This is a genomic window from Rhizobium sp. P1_E6 (assembly GCF_056405875.1).
Genome location: NZ_JBFUBG010000007.1, coordinates 1 through 18,127 on the forward strand (window position 1 = coordinate 1; position 18,127 = coordinate 18,127).

General features: G+C 60.6%; 20 protein-coding genes and 1 tRNA gene. 9 read left to right on the forward strand and 12 right to left on the reverse strand.

Annotation, left to right across the window (positions count from 1 at the left end; translation table 11 throughout):
- From AC1D35_RS06055 to rfbF, 6 genes are all read right to left on the reverse strand, one after another.
- A partial coding sequence (locus AC1D35_RS06055; RefSeq protein WP_477938349.1) for a DegT/DnrJ/EryC1/StrS family aminotransferase occupies nucleotides 1–601 on the reverse strand: 601 nt, incomplete at its 3' end.
- 117 nt (nucleotides 602–718) lie between these two features.
- Nucleotides 719–1,963 (reverse strand): glycosyltransferase family 2 protein, encoded by a 1,245-nt coding sequence (locus AC1D35_RS06060; protein ID WP_477938350.1) that lies wholly within the window; start codon nucleotides 1,961–1,963, stop codon nucleotides 719–721.
- Entirely contained in the window at nucleotides 1,960–2,502 is a 543-nt protein-coding gene (rfbC, locus tag AC1D35_RS06065) for a dTDP-4-dehydrorhamnose 3,5-epimerase (protein ID WP_113298211.1), read from the reverse strand. Before rfbC ends, AC1D35_RS06060 begins: the two co-directional genes overlap by 4 nt.
- The gene (locus AC1D35_RS06070; protein WP_113507352.1) at nucleotides 2,499–3,734 is read right to left on the reverse strand and encodes a class I SAM-dependent methyltransferase; all 1,236 of its coding nucleotides are present in this window, start codon (nucleotides 3,732–3,734) and stop codon (nucleotides 2,499–2,501) included. The genes rfbC and AC1D35_RS06070 overlap by 4 nt, the downstream gene beginning before the upstream one ends.
- Entirely contained in the window at nucleotides 3,731–4,795 is a 1,065-nt protein-coding gene (rfbG, locus tag AC1D35_RS06075) for a CDP-glucose 4,6-dehydratase (RefSeq protein WP_477938369.1), read from the reverse strand. Before rfbG ends, AC1D35_RS06070 begins: the two co-directional genes overlap by 4 nt.
- Complete coding sequence (rfbF, locus tag AC1D35_RS06080; protein ID WP_113298214.1) at nucleotides 4,786–5,559, reverse strand: glucose-1-phosphate cytidylyltransferase; 774 nt, start codon at nucleotides 5,557–5,559, stop codon at nucleotides 4,786–4,788. Before rfbF ends, rfbG begins: the two co-directional genes overlap by 10 nt.
- 341 nt (nucleotides 5,560–5,900) lie before the next feature.
- Between rfbF and AC1D35_RS06085 the strand changes: the two genes are divergently transcribed.
- A complete protein-coding gene (locus AC1D35_RS06085) occupies nucleotides 5,901–6,107 on the forward strand; it encodes a hypothetical protein (protein WP_162747150.1) in 207 nt (68 codons plus the stop codon).
- Between the two features lie 280 nt (nucleotides 6,108–6,387).
- Here the strand turns inward: AC1D35_RS06085 and AC1D35_RS06090 are convergent.
- Nucleotides 6,388–6,474 (reverse strand) — tRNA-Leu (locus AC1D35_RS06090).
- A 169-nt stretch (nucleotides 6,475–6,643) separates the two neighbouring features.
- Here AC1D35_RS06090 and AC1D35_RS06095 point away from each other — a divergent pair.
- The gene (locus tag AC1D35_RS06095; RefSeq protein WP_113307259.1) at nucleotides 6,644–7,051 is read left to right on the forward strand and encodes a BA14K family protein; all 408 of its coding nucleotides are present in this window, start codon (nucleotides 6,644–6,646) and stop codon (nucleotides 7,049–7,051) included.
- A 3-nt stretch (nucleotides 7,052–7,054) separates the two neighbouring features.
- Here the strand turns inward: AC1D35_RS06095 and AC1D35_RS06100 are convergent, their stop codons facing one another.
- Nucleotides 7,055–7,348 carry an Rdx family protein gene (locus AC1D35_RS06100; protein ID WP_477852656.1) on the reverse strand — a complete coding sequence of 98 codons (294 nt, stop codon included), beginning with the start codon at nucleotides 7,346–7,348 and terminating at the stop codon, nucleotides 7,055–7,057.
- A gap of 187 nt (nucleotides 7,349–7,535) precedes the next feature.
- On the opposite strand from AC1D35_RS06100, the gene AC1D35_RS06105 reads away from it, so the two are divergent.
- Nucleotides 7,536–8,585 carry a glycoside hydrolase family 25 protein gene (locus AC1D35_RS06105; protein WP_477938351.1) on the forward strand — a complete coding sequence of 350 codons (1,050 nt, stop codon included), beginning with the start codon at nucleotides 7,536–7,538 and terminating at the stop codon, nucleotides 8,583–8,585.
- A 59-nt stretch (nucleotides 8,586–8,644) separates the two neighbouring features.
- On the opposite strand, the gene AC1D35_RS06110 is transcribed toward AC1D35_RS06105, so the two are convergent.
- Nucleotides 8,645–9,721 (reverse strand): methyltransferase domain-containing protein, encoded by a 1,077-nt coding sequence (locus AC1D35_RS06110; RefSeq protein ID WP_113307260.1) that lies wholly within the window; start codon nucleotides 9,719–9,721, stop codon nucleotides 8,645–8,647.
- A 160-nt stretch (nucleotides 9,722–9,881) separates the two neighbouring features.
- On the opposite strand from AC1D35_RS06110, the gene AC1D35_RS06115 reads away from it, so the two are divergent.
- Nucleotides 9,882–10,928 carry a helix-turn-helix domain-containing protein gene (locus AC1D35_RS06115; protein WP_113307261.1) on the forward strand — a complete coding sequence of 349 codons (1,047 nt, stop codon included), beginning with the start codon at nucleotides 9,882–9,884 and terminating at the stop codon, nucleotides 10,926–10,928.
- A 5-nt stretch (nucleotides 10,929–10,933) separates the two neighbouring features.
- Here the strand turns inward: AC1D35_RS06115 and lepA are convergent, their stop codons facing one another.
- Nucleotides 10,934–12,766 carry a translation elongation factor 4 gene (lepA, locus tag AC1D35_RS06120; protein ID WP_113298220.1) on the reverse strand — a complete coding sequence of 611 codons (1,833 nt, stop codon included), beginning with the start codon at nucleotides 12,764–12,766 and terminating at the stop codon, nucleotides 10,934–10,936.
- A 76-nt stretch (nucleotides 12,767–12,842) separates the two neighbouring features.
- On the reverse strand, nucleotides 12,843–13,541 hold the full coding sequence (tenA, locus tag AC1D35_RS06125; RefSeq protein ID WP_113307262.1) for a thiaminase II: 699 nt from the start codon (nucleotides 13,539–13,541) through the stop codon (nucleotides 12,843–12,845).
- Between the two features lie 130 nt (nucleotides 13,542–13,671).
- Here tenA and AC1D35_RS06130 point away from each other — a divergent pair, with 130 nt between their 5' ends.
- Together AC1D35_RS06130 and AC1D35_RS06135 are read left to right on the forward strand one after the other, a co-directional pair.
- Nucleotides 13,672–14,241, forward strand: a complete 570-nt coding sequence (locus AC1D35_RS06130) for a helix-turn-helix domain-containing protein (protein ID WP_113307263.1) — start codon at nucleotides 13,672–13,674, stop codon at nucleotides 14,239–14,241.
- Nucleotides 14,242–14,270: 29 nt separating this feature from the next.
- On the forward strand, nucleotides 14,271–14,789 hold the full coding sequence (locus AC1D35_RS06135) for a GNAT family N-acetyltransferase (RefSeq protein WP_477852650.1): 519 nt from the start codon (nucleotides 14,271–14,273) through the stop codon (nucleotides 14,787–14,789).
- On the opposite strand, the gene AC1D35_RS06140 is transcribed toward AC1D35_RS06135, so the two are convergent.
- Nucleotides 14,771–15,397 (reverse strand): HAD-IA family hydrolase, encoded by a 627-nt coding sequence (locus tag AC1D35_RS06140; RefSeq protein WP_113307264.1) that lies wholly within the window; start codon nucleotides 15,395–15,397, stop codon nucleotides 14,771–14,773. The two genes, AC1D35_RS06135 and AC1D35_RS06140, sit on opposite strands and share 19 nt — an antisense overlap.
- Nucleotides 15,398–15,549: 152 nt before the next feature.
- Between AC1D35_RS06140 and AC1D35_RS06145 the strand changes: the two genes are divergently transcribed.
- From AC1D35_RS06145 to AC1D35_RS06155, 3 genes are all read left to right on the forward strand, one after another.
- Nucleotides 15,550–16,575 carry a histone deacetylase family protein gene (locus AC1D35_RS06145; RefSeq protein ID WP_113307265.1) on the forward strand — a complete coding sequence of 342 codons (1,026 nt, stop codon included), beginning with the start codon at nucleotides 15,550–15,552 and terminating at the stop codon, nucleotides 16,573–16,575.
- A 9-nt stretch (nucleotides 16,576–16,584) separates the two neighbouring features.
- The gene (recX, locus tag AC1D35_RS06150; protein WP_113307266.1) at nucleotides 16,585–17,136 is read left to right on the forward strand and encodes a recombination regulator RecX; all 552 of its coding nucleotides are present in this window, start codon (nucleotides 16,585–16,587) and stop codon (nucleotides 17,134–17,136) included.
- A 93-nt stretch (nucleotides 17,137–17,229) separates the two neighbouring features.
- Complete coding sequence (locus AC1D35_RS06155) at nucleotides 17,230–18,123, forward strand: EamA family transporter (protein ID WP_113307267.1); 894 nt, start codon at nucleotides 17,230–17,232, stop codon at nucleotides 18,121–18,123.
- Nucleotides 18,124–18,127: the final 4 nt, after the last annotated feature.

The following is an 18,127-nucleotide window of genomic DNA, read 5'->3' on the forward strand; positions in this document are numbered from 1 at the left end:
GATCGGTGTCGCTGGTCACGAACATGCCGCCTTCGCCCGTCGTCAGCGTCTTTGTGCCGTGGAAGGAGAAGGTGCCGAAAATGCCCATGGAGCCGGCGCGACGGCCGTGCCAGACGGAACCGATCGCCTCGGCTGCGTCTTCGATGACGGGGATGCCGGTGCGGCGGCTGATGTCGAGCAACGCGTCCATGTCGCAGAGATTGCCATAGATATGGGTGGCGATGATGGCGCGCGTGCGCGGCGTAATCTGGCGCTCGACCTCCGCGGGGTCGATGCACCAGGTATCGGGCAGCACGTCGACGAAAACGGGCTCAGCGCCCAGATGCTTGATCGGCGCAACGGTTGCGATCCAGTTCGTGTCGGCGAGGATCACCTCATCGCCGGCGCCGATGCCGAGCGCGGCAAGCCCCATATGCATCGCGCCGGTGCAGCTCGACGTCGCAATCGCGTGGCTGGTGCCGAGATAGGCAGCAAATTCCTTCTCGAAGCGGATGATATAGTCGTAGCAGCGGGCACCCCAGCCGTTCGCCGCAGCATCGGCTGCATAGCTCGTCTCAAGCTCGGTGATGGACGGTTTGGTGTAGAATATCCTGTTTGTCATGCCTTAATTCTTTTGTGATGGGGCTGAGACTCACGCAATCGGGGCACATTGAACTCTGTAAAAACTAGGGGGTGAAACTGGCGCGAGGCTTTGCAGCGTCGGACGCAACTTCAGGCATCAGACGAGCACGTGCTGCGTCAGGTCGGTTTCGATGAAGATGAGGTTCGGCTTGTAGCCGAGCTTCAGGAAGTTCTCGCGCCTCGGCATGTCGGCGGCAAAGATCGCCGTCTTCTCCAGAAGCGCCGGATCATGCGTCTGCGGGTCGGCGACGATCTCGATCTCGGGCAACAAACCGATGTCACGCAGCATTTCGCCGATCGATTTCGGATCGGCCATGCCGCTGAGGATGAGCCTGTTGATGCCGGCGGTCGAGTTGACCTGATAGGCGAGCGTCTGGATCGCCACCGCCATCGGGAAGTTGTGACGAAGCTGGGCCACTTCCGGATGCTCGCCGAGCCCGCCGAGCRCCATGCGGGTATAGAGCTCGTAGGCCTTGATGAAGTCCTTGCGAGCCACCCAGAAACGGACGGCAACCGACATGCGGTTCAGCGTGAAGATCTTGCACATCTCGTCATAGATGGCGCGCGCCTCGCGGCTGGTATTCAGCTTGCCACGCTTGGCGGCGATATAGAGGAAATATTCGAGGCCACCGCGATACTTGTCCCAGGCGGTCATCACGTCGTCATTGCCGGCCTGCTGGCGCGTCGGCGCGATCTTGGAAACCGTCACCGAGCGATAGAAGGGCTCTTTAAGAAATGTGACAGCACCCTGATCGACGAAATGCGCCAGATAGGCGAAGGCCCAGAAGCAGAAATCGCGCGGCACCCAGGCGGAGCGCAGGGCGGACGAGCGGTAAATGCCGATCTCGGGGAAGATGTGCCCGTTGTAGATGAACTGGAAGAGTTCCACGAAATTCTGCCGTGCGAACTTCGTGTTCTCGGCGATCTCGTAGAACTTCGAGACGTCCTTGTCCTGCACTTCGTCGTAGAAATACCAGGGTGCGTGGCAGGCGACGACATCGGGATTGGCGTCCAGATAGGCCATTGCTGCCTCGACGCCGGCAGGCACCAGAAAATCGTCATCGGCAAGGTAGATCGAATATTCGCCGACCGCGTGATGGAAGGCGCAGGCAAGATTCGGTCCCGAGCCGCCGTTGACGGCGCGGCGGTGATAATGGATCGGCAGTCCCTTGGCGATGAACTCCTCGACAACCTGGGTCGTGTTGTCCGTCGAAGCATTGTCGGAAATGACGATCTCGTAGGGGAAGCTGAACTTGTAGCTCTCGCAATGCTCCAACGCGTTTCTGAGATAAGGTTCGCGATTGTAGGTCGGAATGCAGATGCTGAGTTTGATGCCGCTCAAAGGCTCGTCTCCTGGCTGTAGCTTTCAAGCGCGGCGTCGCGCTCGCTGATGACGCTCGGCATAAATGGCCAGGCGATGGAAAAGGCGGGATCGTCCCAGCGGACGCCGCGCGCAAGCTCCGGCACGTAGACTTCCGACATCTGGTAGAAGAGCTCGCAGTCGTCTTCGAGCGTCAGGAAGCCGTGTGCACATCCGGCGGGTATGTAGAAGGCATTGTGGCTGGCCGCATCGAGCTCAACGGCGGCCCATTTCAGATAAGTCGGCGAATCTCGCCTCAGATCGAGCGCCACGTCGAACACCTTGCCGCGCGTGGCGCGCACCAGCTTGATCTCCGGCCGTGGCTCGGCCTGGTAGTGCATGCCACGCAAGGTACCGCGCTTGTGGTTCTGCGACACGTTGCACTGCGGATAAACAGGCACGAGACCGTGGTCGGCAAAGCTCTTGGCGTCGAAAGTCCGCGCAAACAGTCCGCGGTCGTCGGAACGCGCGTCGACCTCTACGACAAAAGCACCCGAAACCGCGGTCGGAACGAATTTCATCCGATCACCGTCAGTTCCGGCACGGCGACGGCGAAGCGTCCGCCCCAGCCCCCGACCCTGCTGTTGGCCGCCACGACTTCGTTCTTGATGTTCCATGGCAGGATCAGAATGTAGTCCGGCCGCGTCTCGTCCATCTTTTCCGGCGCGTAGATCGGCAGCTTGCTGCCCGGCAGGAAGTGGCCCTGCTTGTGCGGATTGCGGTCGACCACGTAGTCGATGAGGTCGGTGCCGACGCCGCAGAAATTCAGAAGCGTATTGCCCTTGGCGGCGGCGCCATAGGCAGCGACCTTCTTGCCGTCGCGCTTCGCTTCCGCGAGGAAGGCGAGCAACCCGTCCTTGATCGGTGCCACGCGGCTCTGGAACGCCTCGTAGGTTTCGACCTCGTCGAAGCCCGCAGCCGCCTCGTCGGCGCGCACCTTGGCGACGCCGGGKCCGGTCGGATGAGCAGTAGAGGCCGTCCTGCAGGCAAGCACGCGCAGGCTGCCGCCATGTGTCGGCAGTTCTTCCACGTCGAACACTTTCAGGCCGTGCGCCGCGAAGACCTTTTCGACTGCCAGCAGCGACAGGTAATAGAAATGCTCGTGGTAGACCGTGTCGAACTGGATATTTTCGATCAGCCGCAGCAGATGCGGGAATTCGACGCTGACGACGCCATCGTGCTTCAGCACGCCTGAGAGCCCGCCGACGAAGTCGTTGATGTCCGGGACGTGGGCCAGCACGTTGTTGCCGATGACGATGTCGGCGGCCAGGCCGCGGGAGACGAGATCGGCCGCCGTTTCCTTGCCGAAGAAGCGCGCTTCCGTGGGCACGCCGATCTGCCGAGCCACTTCGGCCACGTTTTCGGCCGGCTCGATGCCGAGCACCGGCACGCCGGCCTCGACGAAATGCTTCAGCAGATAGCCGTCATTGCTCGCTACCTCGATAACCTGGGACTTCTCGCCGAGGCCGAAGCGCTTGCGGGCCATGATGGTGAACTGGCGGGCGTGCTCCACCCAGCTGTCGCTGTAGGAGGAGAAATAGGCGTAGTGACTGAAAATGTCTTCAGGCGGCACGAAGGCGTCGGCCTGCACCAGCCAGCAATCGGAGCAGACGAAGGCGCGCAGCGGATAGGACGGCTCCGGCTGCTTGAGCTGCTCTTCCGTCAGATAGGCGTTGGCGAGTGGCGTCGAGCCGAGATCGACGAAACGGTGCTGCAAGGGAGCGCCGCAGAACCGGCAATTATGCGCTGTCATGATATTGCTTCCTCATAGGCCGCGATCTGGCCGAGCGAGAAGGCGCGCATGTCGGCCCCTTCGCGGTTGGCCTTGTACCAGGCGGCGGTCCAGTCGATTGTCTGCTGAAGGCTCRGGCGCGGGCGCCAGCCGATGGCGGAAAATGCCAGGTCCGAGCTCAACGTGAGGGCAGGCGCCTCCGGCAGATGCGTTCCGGGTGCCTGCGCCCAGACGTCGTTGACACCATGGGCGAGGCCAAGTGCATCGGCGAGTTCACAGACGGTTGCGAAACTCTGCGGATCGGGGCCGAAATTGAGCGCCTCGGGCAGCTCCTTTTCATCCGAAAGCGTCAGCTCTTCGGCGAAGGCGAGATAACCGCCAAGCGGTTCCAGCACATGCTGCCAGGGACGGATGGCCTCGGGATACCGAAGCAGGATCGGCTGGTTGCTTTCAAAAGCGCGGATGAAATCCGGGATCAACCGATCTTTGGACCAGTCGCCGCCGCCAATGACATTGCCGGCGCGCACGGTAGCAACGCTGATGTCGCGCCCCTTGAAGAAGCTGTCGCGGTAACTCTGGACGACGAGTTCGGTGCAGGCCTTGGAATTGGAGTAGGGGTCCTTGCCGCCGAGCGTATCGCTTTCGATAAAGGGAATGCCGCTGCCATTGTTGGCATAGACCTTGTCGGAGGTGACGACGAGAACCGTCCTGACGGAGGCAGTCTCGCGGACCGCGTCAAGGACGTTTGCTGTTCCCATCACATTGGTTGCGAAGGTCTCGCCCGGATTTTCATAGGAGCGCCGGACCAGCGCCTGTGCTGCCATGTGGATGACGATTTCGGGCTCGAAATCGACGAGGCGCTGCTTGAACGCCGTTGCGTCGCGGATGTCGGCGATGTGGTGGCCTTGCCCGTTCCAGGGCGAAAGCCGCGCATAGAGAGAGGGACTGGTCTCGGGTTCGAGCGAGACCGCCGCCACTTCCGCGCCGAGCTTTTCCAGCCACAGCGAAAGCCAGGATCCTTTGAACCCTGTATGTCCCGTCAGGAACACACGCCTGCCATTCCAGAAGTCCGTCAGGCCCATATCTTCCACGGCGCCTTTCCGGAGCTCCAGAGCTCTTCGAGCTGATTGCGTTCGCGCAACGTATCCATCGGCTGCCAGAAGCCGTCGTGACGGAAGGCCGCCAGTTGCTTGTTGGATGTCAGCCACTGCAACGGACCGGCTTCCCAGATCGTATCGTCGCCTTCGATAAGGTCGATGACCGAAGGATCCAGCACGAAGAAGCCGCCGTTGATACGCTGACCGTCGCCCTTCGGCTTTTCGATGAAGGCGGTCACGACATCATTCTCGATATTCGTCGCCCCGAAGCGGCCCGGGGGCGTTACCGCGCACATCGTTGCCTTCAGCCCATGGCTGCGGTGGAAGGCGATCTCCGAACTGATGTCGATATCGGCAACGCCGTCGCCATAGGTCAGGCAAAAGGGCTCGTCCGGATCCAGATGATCCCGGATACGCCGGATACGGCCGCCCGTCATGGAGTTCATGCCGGTATCGACAATGGTCACCTTCCAGCTGGGCTTCGAGCCCTTGTGGTATTCGATCGCGTTGGTGGCGAGGTCGACGGTGATGTCGCTGTGATGCAGGAACAGGTTTACGAAATATTCCTTGAGCATATAGCCCTTGTAGCCGGCGCAGATGATGAAATCATTCAGGCCGTGATGGGCGTAGATGTTCATGATGTGCCAGAGGATCGGTTTTTCGCCGATTTCGACCAGAGGCTTAGGCCGCACACTGGTCTCTTCGGCGAGGCGCGAACCCAGACCACCTGCCAGAATTACGACTTTCATCCCAAGCGAACTMCAAAGTGTCTGATAATATTCATTGCGGCCGGCGTGCGCCTGGCGAACATGTCCGGCATGCGGGCAACGATCTCCACGGAGCGTAACGGCAGTATCTTCATCGTGATGCCGGTATCCGATTTCGTTCTTGTGCGAGGCTTGCCTTAGCCAGCGCGAAAATGGCCAACAGCCGAGCGGTTTCTGCCGCTCGGCTGCATAATTTGCCGGTAGTCTCTTGGAATTATTTGCTGTTTCGCAACGCCATACGTCGGCGCGGCGGGACTATGATTTTTGAGGGGTGAGAAAAGCGTCTGAAGGGAGCGAGGCGCTCAAAGAATCCGATCGATCTTATGCTGAATATGCAGATTGGGCATCAAGCCAGCCGTATGCGCGGCACGATAAGCGTTGCGCGCAGCATCGAAGGTCACGCCCCACATGATGGCGCTGAGCAGAAAAGTGATGATGTAGACCTGGATCCGCATACACGCATCGAAATGCGGCATATTGGCATTTATGTGGCGATGCTACTGTGCAAATTCGAATATGCCGGTGAATAAAAAGTGCGAAAAATAAGTGCGCTCGCTGTCGCAATGTTGAGTTGGGCCAAAGGCTGCGACAACCATGGGCCTTGGTGAGAAAAACGAGCGAACGCGCGACAACGGCAGCGCAACTGCCGCGGAGCTTTCAGCATCAATCTACGGTTTCCGCAAACGGAATCCCGATGACGTTGGGTTGGCCGCCATTCCGAATACAATGATGAAACTTAACACACGCTGCGGTGAGCGAGATAACAGGGAGAACCTGTATCTGTTTGATCTCGTTGGAGATCAATGGGAATGGTGCCCAGAAGAGGACTCGAACCTCCACACCCTTTCGGGTACCAGCACCTGAAGCTGGCGCGTCTACCAATTCCGCCATCTGGGCGACGGAGAGCCATGTACGGGGGTGGCTCTTTGCTGTCAACAGGGTTTTTGAAGTTTTCCTGACAGTCTGTGAAAAAGCTTCATGAAGCCGTTGTCGCACCCGGCGGGTCAGTGGATGGCACGGCCTGCTATTCGCACTATATTAGGGGATATCCGCAAAGGAATGCACCATGTTCGACCTTCGCCACGCTTTTCTCGCAGGCCTGCTTATGGCGGTGCCGCTGGCTGAGGCCAACGCCGCTTCGCCGTCGCTTGGGCCTATCAATACACAATCGACGATTTGTGATTATCGCGGTTGCTTCGGCTTCGGTCCGCAGCAGTGGCATCGCCCGGCCTATGTCCAGCCGAATTACCGCCCGCCGAATGCTGCCGGTCCGAAATATTATCAGCCGCCCGGCACTTTGCCGCCACGGTTGACCTATGACCCGCCACCGGTGCAACGGGTGCAGCCTTCGGCGAAAGACAGCAGTCGCCATGTGGAATGGTGCCGGAACGAATACCGGTCCTACAATCCGCGCACGGATCGCTTCGTGACGTACGAAGGTATCTACAAAACCTGCCGCTCGCCCTATCGCTGAGCCTCAGCTCTCCAGCGAAGCCCGGTCTGTGTGGCTGAGATCGCGATCGGGCTCGATAATGTCGCGCACCCGCTGCTTGAGTTCCTTCGGGCCCGGAAAGCCGCCATCACGTTTGCGCTCCCAGGTCAGATCGCCATTGACTCGGATTTCGAAATTGCCACCGGTGCCGGGAATGAGCGCTACCTCGCCAAGACTGTCCGTAAAAGTCTGCAGCAGCTCCTGCGCCATCCAGCCGGCGCGCAGCAGCCAGTTGCATTGGGTGCAGTAGAGGATGGTCACGCGGGCTTTCTCGGTCATGGGAGGCTCCTTTTATTCAAGGGATCTAGAGGCTCGTAAGGGGCCTCGCAATCCGTCTGCTATCAAATCGCCGGGCGGAAAGATCGGATTCAGTCTTTTTTGATAATTTTCTATTAGTCATGCTGGATTGGTGTTCTCACGGAATAGCTGAGGCACCCCCCAGTTGTTGTTTTGCGTAACGGTGCTCATGCGTTCCACGGCTGTCCCAGCAATCCTTCTTGCCTGCCTCGCTCTGGCTGGCTGCTCGTCGGCTTCCGGTCCGGAAAGTCTCGTCGCCGGCGTCACGCCGAAGCCTTCGAAGGAAATGACCTCCTCCGTCACGCCGCCGCCGGCTCACGTACCGCAGGCCACGGTCGCAGCGGTCGAACCGGACGAGGCCACCCCGCAGGAAAGCCTTGCCTGGGATGCGTCGGCGCCGGAATCGCGTGCCTTTTCGGCGGTGACGCCTTCAGCTCTTTCGCAGCCTGGAATGCCTGTCCCCGTTGAGCGCCCGGTCGAATTCGCGATGGCGGCAGCTCCTGCGATCCAGCAGCCGACCCGCGGCCGCTCGCGCGTCTATGGCTACGGTTTCCGCGATRCCAAGCCGATCAATTTCGGCAAGATCTCGCCACGCAAGCTCGCCGTCCACGGCGTCGACGTCTCACGCTGGCAGGGAGATATTGACTGGGAAACGCTGCGGACCCGCGGCGCGAACTTCGCCTTCATCAAAGCGACCGATGGCGGCGACCACCTGGACCCGATGTTCAAGACTAATTGGCGGCGAGCCAAGGAAGCCGGCATCAAGCGCGGCGCCTATCACTTCTTCTATTGGTGCCGCACAGCCGGCGAGCAGGCCGACTGGTTCATCCGCAACGTCCCGCGTGATCCGGATGCATTGCCGCCGGTCATTGATGTGGAATGGAACGGCGAATCGAGCTGCAAGGTGAAGCTTTCCCGCGCCCGCGTGCTGGAAAAGATGCAGGTCTTCATGGAGAAGATCGAGCGCCACTACGGCAAGCGTCCCATTATTTATACCGCCCCGGATTTCTACGAGGACAATCTCGAAGGCGCCTTCCAGAACTATCACTTCTGGCTGCGTGCGGTCGCGGAACATCCTTCGAAGGTCTATCCGAACCGCAAATGGCTCTTCTGGCAATATTCCGGCTCCGGCCTCTCGCACGGCGTCGAAGGCCGTATCGACCTCAATGTCTTCCGGGGCAGCGAGGATGAATGGCACCGCTGGGTGGCCGGGCTTTGAAACCTGCCGCTGGGCTGAATTTATCAGCCCAGCAAGGTTTTCGGCATCGATCGCAAAGATCAGAGCCGTGCCTCCAAAACAAGGTTGAACGGTGTAGCCATTGCCCGACGGAACCGTGTGAACCCTGCTTTGCGAAAAATCTCGGCCAGTCGTTTTTCGCCTGCCTGTGCGCCAAGCACCGTATGGCCGCCATCCGAGATCGCATGGGCACAGCAGATCGTCGTCGAGGCGGCATAATACATGCGCGCGACCGGCGAGATATTATCGCCGACGCCGTCTTTCGCAAAGTGCTCGACCAGCATCACTGTCCCATTGGCCGCAATGGTTCTGGCTGCRTGATCAGCGACAGCCAGCGGATTGCCCATGTCGTGCAGGCAGTCGAAGAGGCAGATGAGATCATAGCCGGAGTCCGGATAGGCATCCGCTCGCGCCGTCTCGAATACGACATTCTCTGTCCCACCCACCTTCGCTACGACCTGTCGAGCTTCGTCCAGCGATTCCGCGTGCGAATCGAATCCACGGAAATGTGAGGCCGGAAAGGCCGCCGCCATCAGGGCCGTTGAATGTCCGTGGCCGCAGCCGACATCGGCGACCAGCGCGCCGGCCTTCAGCTTTTCGACCACGCCATCGAGCGCCGGCAGCCATTCGGAGATGAGGCTTGCCTTGTAGGCATTGCGGTAAAGCGAGGCGACACCGCAATAGAGCCGTCCGTCATGGTCGCCCCAGGGAATGCCGGCCCCCGTGCGAAAGGCTTCGAGCGCCTTGTCCTCATCCGCCCACATCGAAGCCGGGATCGCCCAGGCTGCCGCCATGAAGACCGGGCTGTCGTCCTGCGCTAGCACCATTGCGTTTTCCGCCGGCAATTCGTAGCTGTGGCCGGCGACATCGTAGATCACATAGCCACCGGCAACCTGCGAACCCAGCCATTCGCGGATATAGCGTTCCGCGCATCCGGTGCGGGCGGCAAGCTGATGCGAGCTGACCGGACCCGCTTCCGCCATCGCCTTATAAAGGCCGAGCCGGTGCCCGATACTGACCATCACCCCGCCATAGCCGGCAGAGAGATCGCCGATTGCCCGTGAAACGATGAGGTCGAGCTTGGCCGCATCGATTGTCCTGCTTCTTATCTGGTCCATTGTCTTCTCCTGTCGAAACATTCGGAATGCGAATTGAATGACAGGTGGTGGAGCCGAGCGGCAGAGCGGTATGGACCAGAAGCGGGCCATTTGCGCCAATCCTTGCGGCGGTGTAGGCAATAGGGACAAGTGACGGAGCCGCTTTCTTCCGGGGGATGAGATGCAATCCGGTGTCGATCCTGCAGCATCCGAACCGCTTCATGTCAGCCTCGTGGCCATTCCCGAGGCGGTCGTCTCGACGCTGAGTGGCATCTTCGATGTCATGAATGCCTTCGCAGTCTTGCCGGCAGCAGGCGAAATCATCCCCCGCGGTCCGCCCTTCAGAGTCGAAATCGTCGGCGTGTCCGCAGCGCCGCTCGAGCTTGCCAGCCGCGTGCCCATCACCGTTCAGCGCAGCATTTCATCGCTTGAGCATACGGACATCATCATCGTTCCCTCTATATTGCTGCCATCGGATGGCTGGGAGAAAGGTCGCCATGCGGAACTTGTCGAATGGGTCCGCGCCATGCATGCGCACGGTGCGCTCATCTGCTCGGCCTGCTCAGGGCTCTTTCTGCTCGCCGAAACCGGGCTCTTCGATGGAATGGATGCGACCGTACATCTCGGTTATGCCGATGCCTTCCGGGCCAGTTTTCCGCAGGTGCCTGTCCATCCCGAGCGCGTGCTTGTGGTTTGCGGCAGGCGGGAGGAATTGATCAGCTCCGGCGCCTCGATGACCTGGCATGATCTGGTACTCTACCTGATCGCCCGCCATGCCGGCGCTTCGGCAGCGCAGGCGATCGCTCGCTTCTTTGCGCTGCAATGGCATCAGGATGGGCTTGCCCCCTACATCGTCTTCGAAGGGCGCAGGGATCACGGCGATATTGCCATCCGGCTGGCACAGGAATGGGTTTCAAGCCATTTCTCGGTCGCCAATCCCATCGAGGAGATGTTTCGCCACGCTGGCCTGACAGAGCGAACGTTCAAGCGCCGTTTTACCCATGCGACCGGCATCAGCCCAATCGCCTATGTGCAGAGGTTGCGCGTGGAGGACGCAAAGCGGCGACTGGAGCGCACGGATGCTCCGGTCGATGAGATAAGCTGGCAGGTCGGCTATGAGGAGCCCGCCTTCTTCCGCCGGCTCTTCAGGCGCATGACAGGACTAAGCCCCGGCGTCTATCGCCGCCGGTTCCGTGTCCCCGATTATGCTCGGCCGGTAAAAAGCTGAGGCGCTTACTCGTCGCCCATCTTCAGCGCTGCAATAAACGCTTCCTGCGGAATCTCCACCTTGCCGAACTGGCGCATGCGCTTCTTGCCGGCCTTCTGCTTGTCGAGCAGCTTGCGCTTGCGGGTGGCGTCGCCACCGTAGCATTTCGCGGTCACGTCCTTGCGCAGGGCCGAGATCGTCTCGCGGGCAATCACGTTGCCGCCGATCGCGGCCTGGATCGGAATCTTGAACATGTGCTTCGGGATCAGCTCCTTGAGCTTCTCGCACATGTCGCGGCCGCGTTTTTCGGCGGCTGTCCGGTGCACCATCATCGACAGCGCGTCGACCGGCTCGCCGTTGACGAGGATCGACATCTTCACGAGGTTGCCCTCGCGGTGTTCGGTGAGTGTGTAGTCGAAGGAGGCATAACCCTTGGAGATCGACTTCAGCCGGTCGTAAAAGTCGAAGACGACTTCATTGAGCGGCAGGTCGTAGGTCAGCATCGCGCGCGTGCCGACATAGGTGAGTTCGACCTGGATGCCGCGCCGGTCCTGGCAAAGCTTCAGGATGCCGCCGAGGTAATCGTCCGGCGTCAGGATCGTCGCGCGGATCCACGGCTCGTGGATTTCCGAGATCTTGACGACATCGGGCATGTCGGCGGGGTTGTGCATCTCGCGCTCCGTGCCGTCTGTCATGTACATCTTGTAGACGACGGATGGTGCGGTTGCGATGAGGTCGAGGTCGAACTCGCGTTCCAGCCGTTCCTGGATGATTTCGAGATGCAGAAGGCCAAGGAAGCCGCAGCGGAAACCGAAGCCGAGAGCAGCCGACGATTCCATTTCGAAGGAGAAGGACGCGTCGTTGAGGCGAAGCTTGCCCATGGCGGCGCGCAGATCCTCGAAATCGGCCGCATCGACCGGGAAGAGACCGCAGAACACCACTGGCTGCGCCGGCTTGAAGCCCGGCAGCGCTTCGGCCGTTGGCCGCTTGTCCTCGGTGATTGTATCGCCGACGCGGGTATCGGCCACTTCCTTGATCGAAGCGGTAATGAAGCCGATCTCACCGGGGCCAAGGCTGTCGACATTGACCATCTTCGGTGTGAGCACGCCGACGCGCTCCACCTGGTATTTCGCATCCGTGCCCATCATCCGCACCGTCTGACCCTTGGTCAGCACGCCGTCGATGACGCGCACCAGAACCATGACGCCGAGATAGGTGTCGTACCAGCTGTCAACGAGCAACGCCTTCAGTGGCGCCTTCTCGCCGCCGGGGCTTTTCGGCGCCGGCAGCTTATGCACGATTGCTTCGAGCACGTCGGGAATGCCGAGACCGGTCTTTGCCGAAATCAGCACGGCCTCCGAGGCGTCGATGCCGATCACTTCCTCGATCTGTTCCTTGATGCGGTCGGGTTCGGCGGCCGGCAGGTCGATCTTGTTGAGGACGGTGACGATCTCATGGTTGTTGTCGATCGCCTGGTAGACGTTGGCGAGCGTCTGCGCCTCGACGCCCTGCGAGGCGTCGACGACAAGCAGCGAACCCTCGCAGGCCGACAGCGAACGGGAGACTTCATAGGCGAAGTCGACGTGGCCGGGCGTGTCGATGAGGTTGAGAATGTATTTCTCGCCGTTGTTCGCTTGATAGTGCAGGCGCACGGTCTGGGCCTTGATGGTGATGCCGCGCTCGCGCTCGATATCCATATTGTCGAGCACCTGCTCGGACATTTCGCGCTCGGCGAGGCCACCTGTCGTCTGGATCAGGCGGTCGGCCAGCGTCGATTTGCCGTGGTCGATGTGGGCCACGATCGAGAAGTTGCGGATATGGGATAGCGGAGTCGTCGGATTGGTGCTCATGCGCGCCATATAGCAGCGCGCACATCGCCCGCAAAGCGGTAATTATCCTGCAGTTTACCCTATTTTGCAGCCTGTGGAACTTGGTTCAGACCGGCCACGTCTCCAGCCGCCAGGCCGAATCCCAGAACATCCATTCATATTGCGAGGCGCGCACGAAGGCGTCCATCATCTGCTGGCGCTCTGCCAGCGAGGCAGCACGGGCGGCGATATCAGTCAAAGCGATGACTTCGCGGGCTCCGGCTGCGAACTGCGGATCGCCGTAGGTGTTGATCCATGCCTGGAAGACATTCCCTTCGATCGCCGGCTTGCTCTTGATGTCTTCGCCGACATGCCAGTAGATCCAGAAGCAGGGCAGGATCGCCGAAAGCGCCACCGCATAGGAACTGTGGTAGGCCGTCGCCAGCAGGAAATTCGTATAGGCGAAGCAGGCAGGCGAGGGCTCGGCCGCCGTCACGTCGGCGCTGGAAATACCGAATTGGCTGAGAAAACCGGCATGCAGTCCCTGCTCGACGGTGATCGCCTTCTGCGCCGAACCGAGGAAGCGCAGCACCTGTGCATTATCGGGCGCCTTGGCGGCGACGATCGCAAGGCACCGGGCATAGTGCTTTAGGTAGATCGCGTCCTGCAGGATATAGTGGCGGAAAACCTCCGGCGGCAGTGTGCCGTCGGAAAGACGTTGCAGCAGCGGCAATCTCTCGATCTCGGCCATGATTGGCTTGATCCGGTCCCAGGCGGCAGCCGTGAAGCTTTCCCCGGTCTCAGTGCCTTGCGTGATGCCGTCCATGCTGGTCTCCGCTCTTGAATGCCGCTGCCATATATCGACGGCGTTACGGTGAAAGCAAGGCCGCACACGAGCACTTGATTCCATCATCGGATCCTGTATTTCTCTTATAGTAGAATTTCGGACCGTAGAAATGGAACAGGAACTGGAACAGGCGATCGGCATCCGTATCCGCACACTGCGGATGGAGAAGGGGCTGACGCTGGATGACCTCGCCACCGCTTCCGGCGTCAGCCGTGCGATGATCTCCCGCATCGAGCGTGCGGAGGCGAGCCCGACGGCTTCGCTGCTCGCCCGGGTCTGCGCCGCACTCGGCCTGTCCCTGTCTGCCTTCTTCGCCGAGGAGGGAGAGCAGGCGTCGCCGCTTTCGCGCCGGCAGGAGCAACTGGTCTGGCGCGATCCCGAAACCGGATATATGCGCCGTGCCGTTTCGCCACCGGGCACGTCCTCGGATATCGATATCGTCGATGTTGAATTTCCGGCGGGTGCACGGGTCAGCTTCCCGCCGCACGCGGCGAGCCGCGGCATGACTCAGCACGTCTGGCTCTTTGATGGCGAGCTGGAAATGACGGTCGGCGACACCGTTCATCGCCTCAAGCCCGGCGACTGTCTCTTCATGCCGGTCGGTGACGGCCATGTCTTTCACAATCCGGGTCACGCGCCGGCACGCTATTGCGTCGTGCTGGATCGCGGCGCCCGCTAATTCACGCGCTCATTTACCAGGGGACCATCATGCCGACCATTCGCCTTCTCGCCGCCGCCGAGGCCCACGCGGCCATTCCCGACCTTTGCGAAGTGCTCGCCGATTGCGTCAACGGTGGCGCCTCGGTCGGCTTCATGCAGCCCTACACGCCTGCGGATGCCGAACCCTATTGGCGTGGTGTCGCCGAAGCCGTGGCCGATGGTGCCACTCTGCTCTTTGTCGCCGACGTGGATGGCAAGGTTGTCGGCACGGTGCAGGTCGGCGCTGCCCAGATGCCGAATCAGCCGCATCGCGGCGATCTGAAAAAGCTGCTTGTTCATCGCTCCGCTCGCGGCCATGGCTTGGCGCGCCTGCTGATGGACATGGCTGAACAGGAAGCGGCCCGCCGCGGCAAGACGATCCTCGTCCTCGACACGGCAACCGGCAGCGACGCCGAAGCCATCTACCCGCGCCTCGGCTGGGAGCGCGTTGGTGTCATCCCCGACTACGCGTTGTGGCCGGAAGGCGGGCTTTGCGCCACGACGCTTTTCTACAAGCGGGTCGCCTGAGCATTCTGCGTAAAGGCAGCGATGGCGTCTGAAAGCGCCGAAGCCGGCGTCCAGTGCAATGCCTTCCAGCCAAACTGCGTGGCAGCAGCGATATTCTCCTCGAGATCGTCGATAAAGCCGATGTCTTCAGGCGCGACACCGACGCCTTCTGTTGCAAGGCGGAAGAAGTCGGTGGCTGGCTTGCGAGCGCCAAGTGCTGCGGAATAGAAAATGCCGTCGAAAAGCGCGCCGAGTTCGAGCACGTCGCGCAAATAGGCCGCCCGTCTATGCTCTTGATTGGTAGCAAGATAGAGAAGCGTGCCTTCGTCCTTCAGGCGGGCGAGGTCGGCAAGCAACTGCCGGTCCAGGCGGGAATCATTTTCAAACCAGTAGTCGAGCAGTTTCTCGGCGGTAAGGTGCGGGGCGATGCGGCCGAGAACCTCCGTCAGGCGGGGCTCTATCGGCTCCTGGCCGGTGATAATGCCCACCCAATAGGGTTTGAAAAACTCCTGTTGAAGCAACGGTGCCGACAGGCCTAGGTCGCGCTCAAGGTAGGTAAATAGCGGCAGACCGTCCGCCGGCCGCCCGTGAACCAGCACGCCATCGACATCGACCATCAGGATTTTCATGGGGCTTAATCTCTTGAGAAAAAGGAACGCATTCTGAAATCGGCTTGAACGTGGCGTCGTCCGCGGCAGCGATCAAGGCGTGTTCAACGCTTTTTTCTTCGGACCAGCCTGTGTAAGGCTTGAGTTTGACAGACTGATTTGCGGAGACCTCGGTGCGCGTCATCTATTCCGAAGACCACAAGCTGCGTGATGCGAAGACGGAGCTGCATGATGGCCAGCTTGTGACGCCCTTCGAGGCGCCGTTCCGGGCGGAATGGATTCTGTCTGCGGTCAGAGAAGCAGGCTTTTCCGAGGTCGTGGCGCCGGAGGCCCACGGCCTTGAAACGGCCCGCAAGGTGCATGATCCCGCCTATCTGGAATTTCTGGCGACGGTCTGGGATCGTTGGGTGGCGGCAGGCTATAAGGGTGAGGCGATTGCCAATTCCTTTCCCGTCCGCCGCACCAGCCAGCGCGTGCCCGAGAACATCGTCGGTGCGATCGGCCATTATGCGAATGCCGCCGATACTTCCATCACCAAGGGGTCTTACGAGGCAGCACTTGCCTCGATGCGCTGCGCGATGACAGCCGCGGATTGGCTGAATGCCGGCAACCGCTTCGCCTTCGCACTCTGCCGCCCGCCCGGCCATCACGCCGGCATCGACCTCTTCGGTGGCTACTGCTTCATCAATAATTCCGGCGTCGCGGCGCAACGCCTGCTCGATCATGGCGCCAGGAAGGTCGCCGTGCTCGATGTCGATTTCCACCATGGCAACGGCACGCAGGATCTCTTCTATCGCCGCAGCGATGTCTTTACCGCCTCGTTGCATGGCGATCCCATCCACGCCTTTCCCTATTTCCTCGGCCATGCCGATGAAGTGGGCGAAGGGGAGGGCGAGGGCGCCAATCGCAATTATCCGATGGCACGCGGTACGAACTTCGATGTCTGGGCATCGGCCCTGTCGGATGCGCTCTCCCGCATCAAGACCTTCGGCGCGGAAGCGATCGTCGTGGCCCTCGGCGTCGATACGTTCGAGCGCGATCCGATCTCCTTCTTCAAGCTGAAATCGGAGGACTTCATCCGTATGGGCGAGATGATCTCCGCTGCCGGCCTGCCGGTCGTCACTTGCATGGAGGGCGGCTACGGCGTGCCGGAAATCGGCCTTAACGTCGCCAATGTGCTCAAAGGCCTGGAAGCCTGATCACTGCCGATGACCGAGGAGACCATTTCATCAGATATCCCGACGCCCCGCATGCTGAGTTGGGCGCGCAACTCGACGATCTATCGCCTCGAACGGCGCATGATGACGGAAAAGCAACTCTTTGATGCCATCGCCCGCAAGGCGAAGGAGAAATTCGAGGGTATCAGCGGGGCACAGCTCAAGGCGGTTGCCGATTTCGCCGTCAAATTCGCTTATGACAACAAGGTTCTAGACGATACCGCCTATGCCGAAATCAGCACCCGTTCCGCCGTGCGCAGCGGCAAATCGAAGCGTGCCATCGCCCGGAAGCTTGCGGTCAAGGGCGTCTCCAGCGACAGGGTTGAGGCCGCGCTTGAAGAGGCTGACGATCTCTATGCCGCAGCGATCTTCGCCCGCAAGCGCGCCTTCGGTCCCTTCCGTCGCGTCGAACTCGACGACAAGCGGAAAGCAAAGGAACTCTCCGCCTTCGCCCGCAACGGCTTCAGTTTCGAGATCGGCAGGAAGGTCTTCGGGATGAGCTTCGAGGATGCCGAAGAGGTGATCCTCGCTGGTCGCCTCTGATATCGCATCAAGCCTTTTGCTGACACGATCAGAAGTTTGAATTTGTCGCCGGCAAACTGCCTTCGTATGAAGAGCGCGCAATCGGAGACATCAATGGAAGAGAGAACGAACGCTGAAGCCGGCGCCTTGACCGCGGAGACATCACCAGCATTCGGCGGCGTAGCGGCTGGTGGGCTGATGTGCCTCATGTCCATGTCCTCCATCCAGTTCGGCGCGGCACTTTCCTCCTCCGCCATCGCCACTTATGGACCGGCGGGTGCTACATGGCTGCGCCTTGCCTTTGCGTCCGTCATTCTAGCCATCGTCGTTCGCCCGCGCATCTTCAGCTATAGTCGTGATCAATGGGTAAGTGCACTGGTTCTCGGCACGACGACGGCGCTGATGACCACGAGTTTCTTCTCAGCGATCGCGCGTATTCCGCTCGGTCTTGCTGTGGCGATTGATTTTCTCGGCCCCCTGTCGGTCGCGACCATTGGCTACGGCCTCAGCCGGCGTCTTATCTGGCCGCTCGTCGCCGCGTTCGGTGTTCTGGCACTCGCCCATGATGGTGAGGGCTGGGTTGGAGATCCGCTCGGTGTTCTCTTTGCATTTGGCGCCGGAACCGGTTGGGCGATCTATATCGTGCTCACGAAGAAGATCGGCGCGAGCTTCAAGGGACTGGAGGGGCTCTCCATGTCGCTTATGGTCGCCGCGGTGGTCGCGACACCCCTGGGTTTTTCGGGCGCCGTGCCGAAGCTCGATGCTTACGGCCTGATCGAAATGGCGGGTCTCGCCGTTCTCGTGCCTCTGCTGCCCTACACGCTGGAACTGATTGCGTTGCGGCGCATGCCGACGGCTTCATTCGGCATCCTCATGAGCCTGGAGCCTGCCATTGCCGCAGTCGCAGGCTTCATCATTCTGGCACAGCCCATGACGCTTCTGCAGATGGCCGGAACAGCTTTGGTCGTTGCCGCAAGCGCCGGTGCAACCTTTTCCGCGAGGCAATGAAGCC